The following is a 17,201-nucleotide window of genomic DNA, read 5'->3' on the forward strand; positions in this document are numbered from 1 at the left end:
TTACCGCTACAGTTATTTGTCCATGCGCAAAGGAGAGGCTTATGCTGTATATCTTTGATTTAGGAAACGTCATCGTTGATATCGACTTCAACCGAGTAATGGGGGTCTGGAGCGATTACAGCCGTGTCCCGCTAGCGAATTTGCAGAAAAGCTTTGTAATGGGCGAGGCGTTTCAACGCCACGAGCGGGGGCAAATTAGCGACGAAGAATTTGCTGCTGCGGTATGCGAAGAAATGGGCATGGCGTTGAGCTTTGATCAGTTCTCTGCCGGTTGGCAGGCTATTTTTGTTGGCCTACGCCCGGAAGTTATTGATGTGATAAACAAACTTCGTGAACAAGGCCATCGTGTCGTTGTGCTCTCTAATACCAACCGCTTACATACTTATTTCTGGCCAGGTGAATACCCGCAAATAGCCGAGGCGGCAGATAAAATCTATCTGTCCCAGGAAATGGGCATGCGTAAACCCGACGTTGAGATCTATCAAAAACTCCTCGAAGAAGAAGGTTTTTCTGCCAGTGAAGCCGTCTTTTTTGACGACAACGCCGATAATATTAAAGGAGCTCAACAGGTGGGGATCACCAGCATTTTGGTGACCGGTAAAAACACGGTGCCCGATTATTTCTCAAAAAGCCTATGATAAAAGACGTTCATCGCAAAACGAGCAAGCACCTCAGGCCCTGTATCGCCTGGGGTAAATTGCTCTGGCATCGGATTGACCAGGACAATATGACCACGCTTGCAGGTAACCTTGCTTACGTGTCATTGCTCTCACTAGTGCCTTTGGTTGCGGTAGTGTTTGCGTTATTTGCAGCTTTCCCGATGTTTGCCGACGTTAGCATCCAACTGCGCCATTTTGTCTTCTCAAATTTTCTGCCCGCGACGGGCGATATCATCCAGCGCTATATCGAACAGTTTGTTGCTAACTCCAACAAGATGACTGCTGTGGGGGCCTGTGGCCTTATCGTTACTGCATTGCTGCTGATGTATGCCGTGGATAGCGCGCTAAATACTATCTGGCGCAGCACGCGAACCAGGCCAAAAATATACTCGTTTGCCGTCTACTGGATGATTTTGACGCTAGGGCCGCTGCTGGCAGGTGCGAGTCTGGTGATCAGTTCGTATCTGCTTTCGCTGCGCTGGGTGACGGGCTTTAACAGCACGATTGATATCGTGTTGCGTATCTTCCCTTTGCTGCTCTCCTGGCTGTCATTCTGGATGTTATACAGCATTGTTCCAACCACTCGAGTCCCGGTGCGAGATGCACTGATTGGCTCGCTGGTGGCTGCTCTTTTGTTTGAGCTTGGGAAGAAAGGTTTTGCCCTCTACATCACCATGTTCCCCTCTTACCAATTGATTTACGGCGTGTTAGCCGTGATCCCCATTTTATTTGTCTGGGTCTATTGGACCTGGTGTATCGTGTTGCTCGGCGCCGAAATTACTGTCACTCTCGGTGATTACCGCAAACTCCGTGTCGAAGCACAGCAGGAAGAATTGGAAGAACCATGATTGCATTAATACAGCGTGTCACCCACGCTCGCGTCACCGTGGACGGTGAAGTGACGGGTGAAATTGGCCCGGGACTTTTAGTGTTATTGGGTGTCGAAAAAGAAGATAACGAACAGAAAGCGAATCGCCTTTGCGAACGTGTTTTGGGTTACCGCATTTTTGGCGATGAAAACGACAAGATGAATTTGAATGTTCAGCAAGCCGGTGGCAGCGTACTAGTTGTGTCGCAGTTTACCCTCGCCGCTGATACCGAACGCGGTATGCGCCCGAGTTTTTCTTGTGGCGCAGCACCTGAGCTTGCTGAAGAGCTATATGAATACTTTGTCCAACGCTGTCGACAGCAGGGCATTGTTGCCGAAACAGGTCGCTTTGCCGCCGACATGAAAGTCAGCCTGACCAACGATGGCCCAGTGACGTTTTGGTTACAGGTCTGAATTCGCAGCCTTTACGGTCCCGCGTAACAAGAGAGAGTACATGTATGTATCACCTTCGCGTACCGCAAACCGAAGAAGAGCTTGAGCTCTATTACCAGTTTCGCTGGGAGATGCTACGTAAGCCGTTGCATCAACCCAAAGGCTCCGAGCGCGATGCCTGGGATGCCTTAGCTCACCACCAGATGGTGGTAGATGAAGAAGGCAATCCGGTCGCAATTGGCCGTTTGTACATCAATGCTGATAACGAAGCAGCGATCCGTTTTATGGCGGTTCACCCCTCGGTGCAAGACAAAGGTCTGGGTACGCTGGTGGCAATGACGCTGGAAACTGTCGCGCGCCAGGAAGGGGTTAAACGTGTGGTATGTAGCGCACGTGAAGATGCGGTCGAGTTCTTTGCCAAATTGGGCTTTGAGAATCAGGGTGAAATTACTACGCCTTCGACCACGCCCATTCGCCACTATTTGATGATAAAACCCGTCGCTTCGCTAGATGACATTCTTCATCGCGCCGACTGGTGCGGTCAGTTGCAGCAGGCCTGGTACGAACACATTCCATTAAGTGAAAAAATGGGCGTGCGCATCCTGCAATACACCGGGCAGAAATTCATTACCACCATGCCAGAAGCGGGCAACCAAAATCCCCATCAAACCTTATTCGCCGGCAGCCTGTTTTCGCTCGCGACTCTGACGGGCTGGGGACTTATTTGGCTGATGTTGCGGGAGCGCCATCTGGGCGGCACGATTATTCTTGCTGATGCGCATATCCGATATAGCAGCCCGATCACCGGAAGACCGGGGGCGATTGCTGATTTAGGTTCGTTGAGCGGCGATCTCGACCGCCTGGCGCGTGGCCGCAAAGCTCGCGTTGCGTTGCAAGTTGAGCTTTACGGTGATGATACGCAAGGCGCTGTTTTTGAAGGTGTGTATCTGGTTCTCCCCGCGAAACCTTTTGGCCCGCTTGAAGAGGGCGGCAACGAAGAAGAATAGTTGAAGGGTTACAGCCCGGCGCTTATGCGCCGGGTACTTCCCCATTCTGCATGGTCTGTTGTACTTGTTTTCCGTCGGCGCTGGTGGCCTGTAGTGTCCCGTTCACCGTGGGTTTCAGTGGTGTTTGAGCTGCAAGGTTACCGGTTACTGAAAGCTGCAAATTACCGTTGCCTTCAAGCGGTAGCGCTGGCCATCCCCATTGCTGCAACACATTTACTGGCACCGCACGCCCGCGCAGATTCATCGCCGCATTGCGTTGCGGAGCCTGCGAGATAGCGCCAGTCGCTTCCAGCATACCTTCACCAGTAAAAGCACTAAGTTCTGTAATAGATATTTGGCTGTCAGCAGCATTCAATGAAATGGATGGGCGGCGAACATCGACGCGGTTAAACGTGGCGGCCGCGGCGTTCAGCGTAGCGTTCCCACTCCATATTCCCCACTGGCTATTGCGCACCACTTCGAGATTATTCGCCGTGCCATCTAATGCGGTGAGCTGGAACGGGAAGGCGGGATCAATATCGATGATCAAATTACGGTTTGCCGACAGTTTTTTAATCGTCACCGTGTTTGACCACTGCGGTAAAGGCTCTATCCAGCGTGCTTTCCAGTCGGCTGGCAGCGTATATTCCAGCCCGGCAAAGACCAGCTCATCAAGTGTCAGTTTATTCTCATTGCGCTGCCATTCGCCTGAGGCGCGAACCATGCCTCTTTCCCAACGGGAAGTGAACTGGCGAATCACAGCGGTTTGCGGGTTAAAATCGATATTCACGATAGGGTCGTTTAGCTGCAACGCACCAATAATAAAATCACTGGCATTCATCGATAAACGCCCGTCATCGCTTTGCCAGCCGCCCTTTGCCAACGTCAGGTTGCGCAAACTCAGATCTAAATCGGTTATTGCCCAGTCTTTTCCTTCCATGCGTGCATCTGTCACCTCAAGACTATCGATTTTCAGTGAAGGGACACTGCCAAGAGGGGCCAGGAAATCGGTAATGGATTTATTGGTTTGTAGGCGGATATCGTTGAGCCGTAAGCTGCCAATCTGCCAGGATCCATCGGCAAGGCGGTTTGCATTACCGGTGAGCGAGCCACGCGCAATGTCTGCACCGATGGTTGAGAGCGTCACCTGTTCGTTATTAATCGCACCTTGCAACAAGACGTTGGTAGCCGGAACACCGTTGAGTGTCATGGAACCGGCGCTAAATTGAATATCAGCAGTATTACCCAGCACTTTACCTTGCTCTGGCTGCCAGGGTATTACTCCTCCGTTGACGCGTTGAGCGTGCAGATCCCACCCAGTATTTGGGCTGTTGATTGCCATATCGCTCAATTGCAGCATATCGGACTGGAAGGGTAGCGGGGCAGCATTGGGGCTGATATTTAGCGTTCCGTTTTGCAGCAAAATCGTATCGACGTGCAAAGGCTCTGAAAATTGACGTGAGCTCAGGCCAATATCAATATTTTGCCCAACCAGAGTCGCTGGCTGGCCTTTGCGTCCGAAGGTGACGTTTGTCAGCGTGACATGAGTGGGCGATGCCCACTTGTGGTCGATCACTTCAAAAGAGAAATTGTAATCACTCTTCTCATTGACCCAACTACTGATTTGGGATGCTCCCCAACGAGTTTGAAGTAATAAATAAGCGGCTATGAGTGCCACTATTATGACAACCAGTAAAGCTATGATCAGCTTTCCTAGAAATTTCATTGTCTTCCATCCCATGAAGTTTCGGTAAGGGTGTTATGCCCCATTTACCGTTATAGCTCAAGGATGGGATTGTCAGGAGGGGTAACACGCGCTGGCGCTAACAAATAACCAGCGCGTGAGGTACATCAATTTTTTTCAGGTGGGAAAATCAGGTTTAACACGATAGCGGTGATACCACCGGCAGCGATACCGGAGGAGAGCAACGTTTTTAGCCAATCAGGAGCAAACTGAAGAATCAGTGGCTGCTGTGAAACGCCCATACCCACCGCCAGAGACAGCGCGATAATCATAATCGCACGACGATTTAGTGGCTCGCGGGAGACTATACGCACACCGGATGCAGCGATCGTGCCGAACATCACGATAGTAGCGCCACCTAAAACTGGCTCAGGAATGTGCTGCACAAACCCACTTACTGCCGGGAACAGGCCCAACACAATCAGCATCAACGCGACGACAAATCCAACATAACGGCTGGCAACACCCGTAAGCTGAATCACGCCATTGTTCTGGCCGAAGCAAGAGTTAGGGAAAGTATTGAATACGGCAGAAACGCAGGAGTTCAGGCCGTTGGCCAGTACGCCTCCTTTCAGTCGCTTCATATAGAGCGGGCCAGAAACCGGTTGCTCGGAGACGTCAGACGTCGCCGTAATATCGCCAATGGTTTCAAGGGATGTCACCATAAAGATCAGCATCAGCGGAATCAGTAGGTTCCAGTCAATGCCCAGGCCGTAATAAAGCGGCGTTGGCACCATAATTAAATCAGTATTGGTTGATGGCGCAACATCAGGCAGCATGCCCATCGCCCAGGCAAGTGCGTAACCTACTGCCATGGCGATAACCAGCGAAGCCACGCGCAAGTACGGGTTGCGCTGGCGATTCAGAAGAATAATGACCACTAATACTGCGCCTGCCAGCAGCAGATTTTTCGGTGCGCCAAAGGTGTGGTCGCTCATTGCGCCGTAGCCACCGCCAATAGATGTCAGGCCAACCTGAATTAAGGAAAGACCAATAATCATCACAACTACACCGGAGACCAGTGGCGTGATAATGCGGCGAGCAAGGTGAAGGAAGCGCGATAAAAGCATCTCGGTGCAGCTTGCGAGCATTAAGGTGCCAAAAAGTGCAGCCATCATCGTCGGAACATCAGCCCCGCCATTCTTTAATGCCATGCCACCCATAATCAGCGGTGCGACAAAGTTAAAGCTGGTGCCTTGAATAGACAGAAGCCCAGAGCCTACCGGGCCCCACGCTTTAATCTGGATAATTGATGCCACGCCTGATGCGAACAGGGACATACTGATAATGTGTTGGGTATCTTCTGCTGGAAGTCCCAGAGCCTGGCAAATCAACATCGCAGGTGTGATCACCGCAACAAACATAGCTAATAAATGCTGCCCAGCAGCGAATAGAGTTTGCGGGAGAGGTGGACGGTCCTCCAGGCGGTAAATCAACTCACTGGAACTAGCGTGGGCAATCGGTTGCGCACCTTCAGACTCAACAGCATTAACAGACATTAGAAATTATCCCCTCCCGAAAAAACGGTGATTTTAGCGGACTGAAGGCCAAAAGCAAACGTTTGCTAAGGGTGTTTCCTAAGATAAAAAGTGTATATGCCGAGCTTTTTATATAACTTTCGACTGTTTTTTGGTTAAAATCCAGCTGCTGACTTTTCTAGAACCTGAAATTCCAGTGAAGGATAATTAAAAGCGTCTGTGAGAAATATGCGCAAACAGGAGCACTTCTATGTTTTATCTCGACACCCTTTCTACCCTTGTTGCTGCGACTCTCGTGTTATTACTGGGCCGAAAAATGGTCCACACCATACCGCTATTAAAAAAATACACTATCCCTGAACCCGTAGCGGGTGGACTCTTAATCGCCCTTGCCTTGCTGGTACTCAAAAAAAGTGTCGGTTGGGAATTTGAATTTGATATGAGCCTCAAAGATCCTTTGATGCTCGCCTTCTTTGCCACAATCGGCCTGAACGCCAACCTGTCTAGCTTGCGAGCGGGTGGCAAAGTTGTCGGTATTTTCCTGGTTGTGGTGGTGGGTTTGCTGGTCATGCAAAACGCCATTGGTATCGGTATGGCGAGCCTGTTGGGCCTTGATCCATTAATGGGTTTACTGGCGGGTTCTATTACGTTATCAGGCGGGCATGGTACGGGTGCAGCCTGGAGCAAACTGTTTACCGAACGTTATGGTTTCCAGAATGCCACCGAAGTGGCAATGGCTTGCGCAACCTTTGGTCTGGTATTGGGCGGTTTGATTGGCGGGCCAGTGGCGCGTTATCTGGTCAAACACTCCTCAACACCCGATGGCACACCAGAAGATAGCATTGATCCAACCGCATTCGAAAAGCCAGCGGTAGGGCGCATGATCACCTCTATGGTGTTGATAGAAACCATCGCGATGATTGCTATCTGCCTGACTGTTGGTAAGTTTGTCGGCCATCTCATTCAAGGCACCAGCTTCGAATTGCCGACATTCGTTTGCGTGTTATTTGTTGGGGTTATCCTCAGCAATACGCTCTCACTGCTTGGCTTCTACCGGGTATTTGAACGCGCGGTTTCCGTGCTGGGGAACGTCTGTTTGTCGCTGTTCCTCGCCATGGCACTGATGAGCCTCAAGCTGTGGGAACTGGCATCACTGGCGTTGCCGATGCTGGCAATTCTGACGGTGCAAACCATCTTTATGGCTTTGTATGCGATTTTCGTGACTTACCGCTTAATGGGGAAGAACTACGATGCGGCGGTACTCGCTGCGGGGCATTGTGGTTTTGGCCTGGGGGCTACGCCTACGGCGATCGCCAATATGCAGGCGATTACCGAGCGATTCGGCCCGTCACACATGGCATTTTTGGTAGTACCGATGGTCGGCGCGTTCTTTATTGATATCGTCAACGCGCTGGTCATCAAGATGTATCTGATGCTGCCAATCTTTGGCTAAGCTATCAGGCATTTGAATAACGTTCCGTTTCAGGCATCCAGCGTTCAATGAGCGCGGTTGCCTGTTCCGGATAGCGTTCATGGATATGGCGCGCAAGGCGCTGTACTTCCGGGATCATCGCCTGGTCGCGCAATAGATCTGCTACTTTAAACTCGGCACTTCCCGTTTGGCGCGTGCCGAGTAATTCCCCCGGACCACGAATTTCTAAATCTTTCTGAGCAATCACGAAGCCATCATTGCTATCACGCAGTACCTGTAAACGTAGTTGTGCGGTTTTCGACAGTGGCGACTTGTAAAGCAACACACAATGAGATGCAACCGCCCCACGACCCACACGGCCACGAAGCTGGTGGAGTTGCGCAAGACCCAGACGCTCAGGGTTTTCAATAATCATCAGGCTGGCATTCGGTACATCAACACCAACTTCAATAACTGTTGTCGCAACCAGCAGATGAATTGAGCCTTCTTTGAAAGCCTGCATCACAGCCTGCTTTTCCTGTGGCTTCATACGGCCATGAACCAGGCCGACATTCAGATTAGGCAGGGCGATTTTTAGCTCATCCCACGTGACTTCCGCGGCCTGGGCTTCGAGCAATTCTGATTCTTCAATCAACGTACAAACCCAGTACGCCTGACGGCCTTCATCACTGCAAGCTCCACGCACCCGGTCGATAATATCGTTGCGGCGGGTATCAGGGATCGCGACGGTGGTGACTGGCGTTCGGCCTGGTGGGAGTTCGTCAATGGTCGAAGTATCCAAATCGGCATAGGCCGTCATCGCTAAAGTGCGCGGAATGGGGGTTGCAGTCATGATTAACTGATGTGGATGGAAGCCTTGAATCTGGCCCTTTTCCCACAACGCCAGGCGTTGATGAACACCAAAGCGATGTTGTTCATCAATGATAACCAGTGCAAGTTGCGAGAACTGCACCTGTTCCTGGAAGATCGCATGTGTTCCCACTACCATCGACACCTGACCGCTGGCGATCGCGTCCTGTTGAGCGATACGCGCTTTGCCTTTTTGCTTACCAGCAAGCCAGCCCACTTCAATGCCCAGCGGCGCAAACCACTGGCGGAAGTTATTAGCGTGCTGCTCGGCGAGCAATTCGGTTGGAGCCATCAGGCCCACTTGTTTGCCATGCGCAATCGCACGCAGCGCGGCGAGTGCGGCAACCAACGTTTTACCAGACCCCACATCACCTTGTACCAGGCGCATCATCGGGACATCCAGCGCCAAATCGTGCTCGATTTCCGCTACGACTCGTTCCTGCGCGCCGGTTGGTTTAAACGGCAGGGCGGCTAGCAGGCGGTTTTTTAAATCGTCATGATCATGCAAAGGCAGCGCATGATAACGCTGAGCACCAGCACGAAGCGCGAGCATGCTCAGGTTATGTGCCAGTAATTCTTCGAGAATTAAGCGCTGTTGAGCCGGGTGTTTTCCCGTCTCCAGATCGGCGAGCTGCATTGATGGCGGCGGACGATGTAGAGTGCGCAGCGCTTCTGGCAAGCTCATCATTCCCTTACTCAAATCAGCCGGGAGCAATTCTGCAATGGCGCAGGTATCGAGCAATTCCAGAGCCTGATCGGTCAGCTTGCGCAATGTAGCCTGGCGAATACCTTCGGTTGTCGGGTAAACCGGCGTCAGCGTTTCCTGTAATTCTGGCGTACTGAGGTCGCCCTGAACGCGGTATTCAGGATGAATCATTTCTGCGCCGTGCGTGCCGCGTTTTGCTTCACCATAGGCAAGCACGCGTTTACCGGTCGCGAGGCTGTTTTTCATTGCCGCGTTGAAGTTGAAAAAACGCATCGTCAGGATGCCGGTACCGTCAGAAATCTGGCAGGTCATCATACGGCGGCGGCCAAAACTGATATTGCAGTTCAGCACTTCACCTTCCACCGTGGCGTAAACGCCTGGCAGCAGGTCATTGATAGGGTAGAGATGGGTACGGTCTTCGTAGCGAAGCGGCAGGTGGAGCAGAAGATCCTGAATGGTGTACAGGCCAATTTTGGCCAGTTTGCCGCTCTGGCTGGCGCCGACTCCGGCAAGCGTGCTTAACGGTATGGCATCCAGCAAACGGCCTTTCATCCAGCTACTCCGCAGATTGCATTGTGGCCCACCATGCGGCATCAGCTTCTATCTCACCTTGCTGATTCACATGTGGGTAGGGCAAACCTTTACGGCGGGAAACTCGCGCCAGTACAGGGTAGCCGCCTTCAAACAGCAGGCGCTGTTGTTCGGATTCCGGCAGGGTGCTGTTTTCGCGCTGGTACATCCCGGCATTCTGGCGCTGGCGCTGTGCCTCATAAAGAATAAGTGCGGAAGCTACGGACACATTGAGCGATTGCACCATCCCGATCATCGGAATAATGATGTCCTGGTCTGCCAGTGCTAGAGCTTCCTGGGTGATACCGGTTTTTTCCTGTCCCATCAAAATACAGGTCGGACGGGTGTAATCAATTTCGCGGAAATCGACGGCTTTATCAGAAAGGTTGGTGGCGAGGATTTGCATCCCGCTGCTTTTTAGATAGCCAACTGCTTCGCCAATGTCGCGGTGCGTTTTAACTTCAACCCAGGAATTACTTCCCGCAGCAGAAGAGGCCATGGTGCGCATTCGGTTACCCGGCCAGACTGCGTGGACTTCATGTACACCCACGGCATCTGCGGTGCGAATAATCGCCGAGACGTTATGAGGTTTATGGACTTGCTCCATGCAGACGGTCAGATCAGGTTGACGCCTGGCGAGCATCTCGCAAATACGCGCATAACGTTGAGGATTCATAACACTAGTTTCGGTTGCGGGTAACTTTGATCACATCCGGCATCACGCGGATTTTGCGCATAATATTAGCCAGATGAACACGATCGCGGGCAGACATACGGATAAACGCACTATAGACGCGACCATCTTTTTCTTCGGTATTCAGGCTGTGGATATTTGAGCCTGCTGTGTTGATAGCAGCCGTCAGATTTGCCAGCGCACCCTGATGGTTGAACATATCTACTTTGATTTCAGTGAGGAACTCTTGCTCAGTTTCCTTATCCCATTCCACCGCCATAAACTTCTCGGCTTCTTTCTGGTAGCCACGAATATTCCTGCAAGACTCATGGTGGATAACCAACCCTTTACCAGGGCTAACGTGAGCTACTATCGGGTCGCCAGGAATTGGGCGGCAACACTTAGCAAAAGTAATCAGCACGCCGTCTGCACCTTTGATAGGCAGATGGCTATGCGGCAGAGCATTCGCCTGTAAAGACGCTTGTGATTCACCTTGCAGGTTTTTCGCGACAACTACACTCATAGCGTTACCCAAGCCAATTTCAGCCAGCAAATCATCAAGCGTGGCGAGTTTCATGCGCTCAAGCTCTCGTTGAATATTTTCTGGCGGAACTTCGGCAAGCTTGCGGCTACCACCTAACGCATGGTTAAGCAGGCGGCGCCCGAGGCTAACAGAGTCATCACGTTTAAGGTTTTTCAGCATCTGGCGAATTTTGGCGCGGGCTTTAGAGCTCACAACGAAATTCAACCATGCGGCATTCGGGCGAGCGCCCGGTGCGGTAATGATTTCGATTGTCTGGCCGCTACTGAGCGACTGAGACAGCGGATAGGGTTGTCTGTCGACACGAGCACCAACGCATGCGTGGCCGATATCGGTATGTACGGCATAGGCGAAATCGACAGGTGTCGCACCAGCCGGCAATTCGACAATGCGCCCTTCCGGGGTGAAAACGTAAATCTCATCCGGGAACAGATCGGATTTTACGCTCTCGATAAATTCAAATGAGCTACCGGCGCTTTGCTGGAGCTCCAGCAAGCTCTGCATCCAGCGTTGGGCACGGATTTGCGCGGTAGTACCACTCTCACCTTGCTCTTTATAAGCCCAGTGAGCAGCAACACCCATTTCTGCCATCTGGTCCATATCTTCAGTACGGATTTGCACTTCAACCGGCACACCGTGTGGGCCAATCATTGAAGTATGCAGTGACTGATATCCGTTCGCTTTTGGAATGGCGATATAGTCTTTAACCCGGCCCGGACGTGGCTTGTATAGGCTATGCATCTGCCCAAGAACGCGGTAACAGGTATCCATGTCGTGAACAATTACGCGGAAGGCGTAAATATCCATAATCGAGTGGAAACGCTGCTCTTTGAGCGTCATTTTGCAGTAAATGGAATAAAGGTGTTTTTCGCGACCGCTGACGCGGCACGGAATACCGGCTTCTTGCAAACGACCATCGATTTCAGAGAGGATTTTTTGAATCATCTCTTTGCGGTTACCGCGTGCCGCTTTAACCACTTCTTTAATCACGCGGTAACGGTTCGGGTATAGCGCTTCAAAGCCCAGCTCTTCCAACTCGGTTTTCAGATGATGAATACCAAGACGGTGTGCCAGAGGGCTGTAAATTTCGAGGGTTTCGCGAGCAATGCGGCGACGCTTATCAGGGCGCAAAGCCCCGAGAGTGCGCATGTTATGCGTACGGTCGGCGAGTTTGATCAGAATGACGCGGATATCTTGCACCATCGCCATGATCATTTTGCGGAAGTTTTCAGCCTGAGCTTCTTTCTTATCGCGGAATTTCAGTTTGTCGAGCTTAGATACCCCTTCCACCAGTTCGGCAACGCTTTTGCCAAACAGTTGTTCCATATCCTGGTAGGTGGCAGGGGTGTCTTCGATCACATCATGTAATAGTGCAGCCATTAACGTTTCATAGTCGAGTTTCATCTCGGCCAGAATGCAGGCTACAGCTACGGGATGGGTGATATAGGGTTCACCGCTTGAACGTGCTTGTCCCTCGTGAGCATCACGCGCAACAAGGTATGCTTGCCGAAGTCGCTTTATCTGCTCCTCGGGCAAGTATGGTTGAATCAGTTGATTCAGGCTTTCAAACAGATACAAGGGCTACCCGCAGGCTAATTAACGACGACCTTCAGCAATAGCGGTAACAGCCTGCAGTTCTGCGGCTTCCTGCTCTTGCTGTTCCTGGCGATCACGAACATCGAGAATCTGGTTAGTGATCAACCCTTCTTCGATTTCGCGCAGTGCGATTACAGTCGTTTTATCGTTTTCTTCAGGCACTAGTGGATCTTTACCACCAGTTTGCATCTGACGAGCGCGACGTGCGGCGACCAGAACCAGGTCAAAACGGTTACCAATTTTCTCAACAGCGTCCTGAACAGTTACGCGTGCCATAATTAAAATGCTCCACAGATGAAGAAATGACTGGGCATGATACTGAAACTGGGCTCAGTCTGCCAATAGTTTGCTGATTAAAGCGTCATGTCGCGCTTTTTGGCGACCCATTCGTAGACGCTCGGCACGAATGATAATTTTTAAATCTGACAGTGCGGTGTCAAAATCGTCGTTGACGATTAAATAGTCATATTCAGCGTAATGGCTCATTTCTGCAACAGCCTGCTCCATTCGCTTCGTAATAACTTCTTCACTGTCTTGCCCACGGCCACGTAAGCGACGGTCTAACTCGTCTTTCGACGGTGGCAGAATAAAAATACTGCGGGCTTGCGGCATTTTCTCACGAATCTGCTTGGCACCTTGCCAATCGATATCCAGAAAAACATCTACACCTGTTGCCAAAACTTGCTCAATGGCATGGCGTGAAGTGCCGTAGTAATTACCAAACACTTCCGCGTGTTCAAGGAACGCGTCTTCAGCAATCATCTGCTTAAACTCTTCCTTTTCCACAAAGAAATAGTGCTCGCCATGTTTCTCTCCCGGACGAATACCACGAGTGGTATGGGAGATAGAAACTTGCGTGTCATACAGCGGTTGTGTCTTTAACAAAGCCTGGATGAGGCTGGATTTCCCCGCGCCACTTGGGGCGGAAACGATATAAAGCGTGCCTTGAGCCATGAGTTCTAACTTATTCGGTAAGCATAAAAAGAAGTGCGTATACGGCCCTATTATACACGCCGTCTACGTGTCACGGAGAATTTGTCGCACTCCCCAGCAATATTTCTGCCATTTTGCGCAAGGATTTCCAAAAAACATGCCGTATTACTGCAACACATTAAAAACCTCTGAAAGCCCCTCGCATCCTTTTTAAAACCCAATCGCACAGCTTGTTTTTGAGCGTTATATCTCTCTTTGCTTCTACACGGAGGGTCATATGAGGTGGATAACAAAGTTTATCGGGTTGCTGGGGATGTTCAGCGCAATGGCGTCAGCATCATGTCCGGTCTGGTCCTCTGAGCAAGCCCAGCAGGAGATGGCGACATTGAAAGAAAAGCTTGGGGAATGGGATCAAGCCTATTATCAACAAGGTATCAGTATCGTCAGTGATGCTACATACGATGGCCTACGTAACCAGTTCAATAATTGGCAGCGGTGCTTTAGCCCAACAGAAGAACCTCAACAGCCTGGATTATTCACACACGGCAAAGCGCTTCATCCCGTTGCTCATACTGGCGTTAAAAAACTTCCCGACAGAGCAGCCGTTGCGTTGTGGGTAAAAGGCAAAACCGATCTCTGGGTACAGCCGAAAGTGGATGGTGTGGCAGTGACATTGGTTTATCGCCAGGGTCGCCTCGTTCAACTTCTGAGCCGGGGTGATGGTGAAAAAGGGCAGGATTGGACAGTAAAAGCCAAAATGATTCCTGACATCCCTCAAACCCTTATCGGCCCACTTGCCAATAGTGTGCTGCAGGGTGAGATCTTCTGGAAAAGAGATAATCACGTACAGAAAACAATGGGCAGCATTAACGCCCGAGGAAAAACTGCTGGCGCTATGATGCGCAAGGGTGACCCTGCTTTACTCAAAGAGTTGGGGATCTTTATATGGGCCTGGCCCGACGGGCCAACGCAAATGAACCAGAAAATGGAAGTACTTGCTCAGGCCGGTTTCCCGCTGACTAAAACCTGGTCAAAGTCCGTTAATTCTATGGATGAGATATCGAAGCTGCGCGAGTCATGGTTTACGACCCCATTACCCTTTGTGACAGATGGCGTGGTTGTCCGAGACGGGGTTGAACCAACGGGAAAGTACTGGGCTCCGGGAAAGGCTGCATGGGTAGTTGCATGGAAATATCCACCATTACAGCAAGTTGCTGAAGTTAAAAGCGTTCAGTTTGCTGTGGGGCGTACGGGCAAAGTCTCCGTTGTACTTAATCTGCATCCCTTACAAATTGATGATAAACACGTTAAACGAGTAAATATCGGTTCAGTTAGAAAATGGCAGACGTTGGATATTGTCGCAGGCGATCAGATAATGGTGAGCCTTGCCGGGCAGGGAATTCCTCGTTTTGACGAGGTTGTGTGGCGAGTTAATCCGCGTAATAAACCGCAACCACCATCCGAACAAAAGAACACGACGCTGAGCTGCCTCTATTTTGAGAGCAGGTGTCGTGAGCAGTTTATTGCTCGTCTTACGTGGTTAAGCTCTCCGGAAATACTGGATATCAACGGGGTTAGTGTGCGTTCCTGGCGGCAACTCCAACAAAATCTCAACCTGGAACATATCTTTTCCTGGTTGGCAGTCACTCAGAATGATTTGTCTCAGATTGGTAATGTGTCTGTGGCCAGAACGGCACATCTGTGGCAGCAATTCTCGCAAGCCCGACAGCAACCATTCAGGCAGTGGCTGCTGGCATTTGGCTTGCCACTACCAAGAGCAGTACTTACCACAATGCCCGATTCACAATGGTCACATTTGGTTGCCAGAGATGAGCTTAGTTGGCAAAAGCTGCCGGGAGTCGGTTCCATAAGGGCAAAAAAGCTGGTGGAGTTTGTGAATCATCCCCAAATAGCTGCACTAGCGGCTTTTCTGGCACAGCAAGGAATTCGGGGATTTATTGATCAGTGATCTGCATGTTTGTAGTGGAACACAGGCAATCCAAGGCGCAGACGTAATGCCAGCAAACGTGTCGTGAATCCGAAGATAAGTGTGGAAATGATCACCACGTCCTGGTTCGAAACATAGTGCTGCAAAACGATATAGAGCACTGCTGAGGCGAATGCTATGCCAGCATACAGTTCCTTTTGGAAAACCAGTGGGATACGTTTACAGAACATATCGCGCAGGACACCACCAAATACACCGGTCACTACGGCTGCAATAATGGCGATGATTGGGCCTTCACCCATATCCAAGGCGATTTGTGCACCGATGATAGAGAAAACAACCAACCCAAGTGCGTCGAGAACCAGGAAAAGACGACGCAGATGAGGCATCACAGGAGCAAACACCGTGGTGAGTACAGCGGCAATGGCCACAATCACGACGTATTCAGGGTGTTTCACCCAGCCTAACGGGTAGTGCCCAAGCAGAATATCACGTACAGAACCACCGCCAAGTGCAGTAGCCGTCGCAATAATGATGACACCGAAAGTATCCATGCGTCGGCGGCCTGCTGCGAGTGCGCCGGTCATTGCCTCGGCGGTAATCCCGACCAAATAAAGAATGTGTAATAGCATTGATACCTCCAGTGGAAACGCTGAGAGGGTAACGTTTTGTGAACAATGTCACGATTGAGTTTTTTTAAAGCGAAGCGGGTTTGATTACATTTACTAATGCATAAATGTTTCTTATAGCAGAAAGGTAGGGGTTTTCTGTGGTTTATCTATTTGAAGTGGGTTACTTAAATTGATGCTTAAGGTCGCTTAAATGACAAAAGCCCGCATAGTGCGGGCTTAGAAAGGCAATGTGAACATCACTCGATGTTCTGAATCTGCTCACGCATCTGTTCGATCAGCACTTTCAATTCAATCGCTGAATTGGTGACATCTGAATTGATAGATTTTGATGCCAGAGTATTCGACTCGCGGTTGAATTCTTGCATCATAAAGTCGAGGCGACGGCCAACAGCTTCTTTTTTCTTAAGAATGTTGTATGTCTCTTTGACGTGCGCTTCCAGGCGATCCAGCTCTTCAGCAACGTCGACACGCTGAGCCATCAGCACAAGTTCTTGCTCCAGACGGTTATTCTCAAGCTGAACTTGTGCATCTTCCAGTTTTGCCACCAGGCGTTCACGCTGCCATTTTAAAACTTCAGGCATCTGTGCACGAACATTGACGACCTCAGCGCTCACGCCTTGCAGGCGTTGCTCAATCATCGCCTTCAGAGCTTCGCCTTCGGTTTCACGAGCAATAATGAAGTCATCCAGTGCGCCATCAAGGGCTGCAAGAATTTCAGCGGTGATGGCATCAAGATCTTGTTCCTGAGCCGACATCACGCCTGGCCAGCGCAGAATATCAACCGGATTGATTTCGCCTTCGTCACTCTGCATTTTCACCCAGTTAGCTGCTTCAACTAGCTGTTTAGCCAGTTTTTCATTGAGCAGCAAAGAGCTTTGAGAGCGAGCATCAGGTTCGAAACGCAGGTTACATTCAATTTTTCCACGGGTTAAGCGGGTGCGGATACGCTCGCGAGCCACTGGTTCGAGGCTGCGGAACTGTTCCGGCATACGAATATAAGTTTCGAGATAGCGTTGGTTTACCGAACGTAACTCCCAGGAGGCGCTGCCCCATTCGCCTTTTACTTCACGTCGGGCATAGGCGGTCATACTGCGGATCATATTTCGTAACCGTATTGCGTAATAGATGTGGGGATTATAGCCATGCCTGGACTTCCAGGATAGGAATAAGCGAGTGAAGTCCGTATAATGCGC

At 50.6% G+C, this 17,201-nt stretch carries 15 protein-coding genes; 6 read left to right on the forward strand and 9 right to left on the reverse strand.

What is annotated here, in order from left to right; translation table 11 throughout:
- Nucleotides 1-41: 41 nt before the first annotated feature.
- From yihX to fabY, 4 genes are read left to right on the forward strand one after another with little or no spacing between them, the layout of a single operon-like run.
- A complete protein-coding gene (yihX, locus tag LVQ77_RS19960; protein ID WP_232905328.1) occupies nucleotides 42-638 on the forward strand; it encodes a glucose-1-phosphatase in 597 nt (198 codons plus the stop codon).
- Nucleotides 635-1,507, forward strand: a complete 873-nt coding sequence (locus LVQ77_RS19965) for a virulence factor BrkB family protein (RefSeq protein ID WP_064514966.1) — start codon at nucleotides 635-637, stop codon at nucleotides 1,505-1,507. The genes yihX and LVQ77_RS19965 overlap by 4 nt, the downstream gene beginning before the upstream one ends.
- A complete protein-coding gene (dtd, locus tag LVQ77_RS19970; protein ID WP_064514968.1) occupies nucleotides 1,504-1,941 on the forward strand; it encodes a D-aminoacyl-tRNA deacylase in 438 nt (145 codons plus the stop codon). The genes LVQ77_RS19965 and dtd overlap by 4 nt, the downstream gene beginning before the upstream one ends.
- A gap of 44 nt (nucleotides 1,942-1,985) precedes the next feature.
- Nucleotides 1,986-2,927: a fatty acid biosynthesis protein FabY gene (gene fabY / locus LVQ77_RS19975; RefSeq protein ID WP_232865982.1), complete on the forward strand. Its 942-nt coding sequence runs from the start codon at nucleotides 1,986-1,988 to the stop codon at nucleotides 2,925-2,927.
- 22 nt (nucleotides 2,928-2,949) lie between these two features.
- On the opposite strand, the gene LVQ77_RS19980 is transcribed toward fabY, so the two are convergent.
- Both LVQ77_RS19980 and LVQ77_RS19985 read right to left on the reverse strand, forming a co-directional pair.
- The gene (locus LVQ77_RS19980) at nucleotides 2,950-4,632 is read right to left on the reverse strand and encodes an AsmA family protein (protein ID WP_232905329.1); all 1,683 of its coding nucleotides are present in this window, start codon (nucleotides 4,630-4,632) and stop codon (nucleotides 2,950-2,952) included.
- Nucleotides 4,633-4,757: 125 nt separating this feature from the next.
- A complete protein-coding gene (locus LVQ77_RS19985) occupies nucleotides 4,758-6,149 on the reverse strand; it encodes a nucleobase:cation symporter-2 family protein (RefSeq protein ID WP_232865984.1) in 1,392 nt (463 codons plus the stop codon).
- Nucleotides 6,150-6,378: 229 nt separating this feature from the next.
- On the opposite strand from LVQ77_RS19985, the gene gltS reads away from it, so the two are divergent.
- Complete coding sequence (gene gltS, locus LVQ77_RS19990) at nucleotides 6,379-7,581, forward strand: sodium/glutamate symporter (RefSeq protein WP_232865985.1); 1,203 nt, start codon at nucleotides 6,379-6,381, stop codon at nucleotides 7,579-7,581.
- Nucleotides 7,582-7,585: 4 nt separating this feature from the next.
- On the opposite strand, the gene recG is transcribed toward gltS, so the two are convergent.
- Genes recG through gmk form a run of 5 tightly spaced genes read right to left on the reverse strand, consistent with a single transcriptional unit; the run spans nucleotide 7,586 to nucleotide 13,449 of the window.
- Nucleotides 7,586-9,667, reverse strand: coding sequence for an ATP-dependent DNA helicase RecG (gene recG, locus LVQ77_RS19995; protein WP_232865986.1), 2,082 nt, complete (start codon nucleotides 9,665-9,667; stop codon nucleotides 7,586-7,588).
- Between the two features lie 4 nt (nucleotides 9,668-9,671).
- On the reverse strand, nucleotides 9,672-10,361 hold the full coding sequence (trmH, locus tag LVQ77_RS20000; protein ID WP_151995405.1) for a tRNA (guanosine(18)-2'-O)-methyltransferase TrmH: 690 nt from the start codon (nucleotides 10,359-10,361) through the stop codon (nucleotides 9,672-9,674).
- Between the two features lie 4 nt (nucleotides 10,362-10,365).
- On the reverse strand, nucleotides 10,366-12,477 hold the full coding sequence (spoT, locus tag LVQ77_RS20005) for a bifunctional GTP diphosphokinase/guanosine-3',5'-bis pyrophosphate 3'-pyrophosphohydrolase (protein WP_134187697.1): 2,112 nt from the start codon (nucleotides 12,475-12,477) through the stop codon (nucleotides 10,366-10,368).
- Nucleotides 12,478-12,495: 18 nt separating this feature from the next.
- The gene (gene rpoZ / locus LVQ77_RS20010; protein WP_034461476.1) at nucleotides 12,496-12,771 is read right to left on the reverse strand and encodes a DNA-directed RNA polymerase subunit omega; all 276 of its coding nucleotides are present in this window, start codon (nucleotides 12,769-12,771) and stop codon (nucleotides 12,496-12,498) included.
- Between the two features lie 54 nt (nucleotides 12,772-12,825).
- On the reverse strand, nucleotides 12,826-13,449 hold the full coding sequence (gene gmk, locus LVQ77_RS20015; RefSeq protein ID WP_034461475.1) for a guanylate kinase: 624 nt from the start codon (nucleotides 13,447-13,449) through the stop codon (nucleotides 12,826-12,828).
- 256 nt (nucleotides 13,450-13,705) lie between these two features.
- Between gmk and ligB the strand changes: the two genes are divergently transcribed.
- Complete coding sequence (gene ligB / locus LVQ77_RS20020; protein WP_232905330.1) at nucleotides 13,706-15,397, forward strand: NAD-dependent DNA ligase LigB; 1,692 nt, start codon at nucleotides 13,706-13,708, stop codon at nucleotides 15,395-15,397.
- On the opposite strand, the gene LVQ77_RS20025 is transcribed toward ligB, so the two are convergent.
- On the reverse strand, nucleotides 15,391-16,008 hold the full coding sequence (locus LVQ77_RS20025; RefSeq protein ID WP_151995403.1) for a trimeric intracellular cation channel family protein: 618 nt from the start codon (nucleotides 16,006-16,008) through the stop codon (nucleotides 15,391-15,393). The genes ligB and LVQ77_RS20025 overlap by 7 nt on opposite strands.
- 236 nt (nucleotides 16,009-16,244) lie before the next feature.
- Nucleotides 16,245-17,108: a YicC/YloC family endoribonuclease gene (locus LVQ77_RS20030; RefSeq protein WP_151995402.1), complete on the reverse strand. Its 864-nt coding sequence runs from the start codon at nucleotides 17,106-17,108 to the stop codon at nucleotides 16,245-16,247.
- Nucleotides 17,109-17,201: the final 93 nt, after the last annotated feature.

The organism is Buttiauxella cochleicola (assembly GCF_021282435.1).
GTDB classification, from domain to species: Bacteria; Pseudomonadota; Gammaproteobacteria; order Enterobacterales; family Enterobacteriaceae; genus Buttiauxella; species Buttiauxella massiliensis.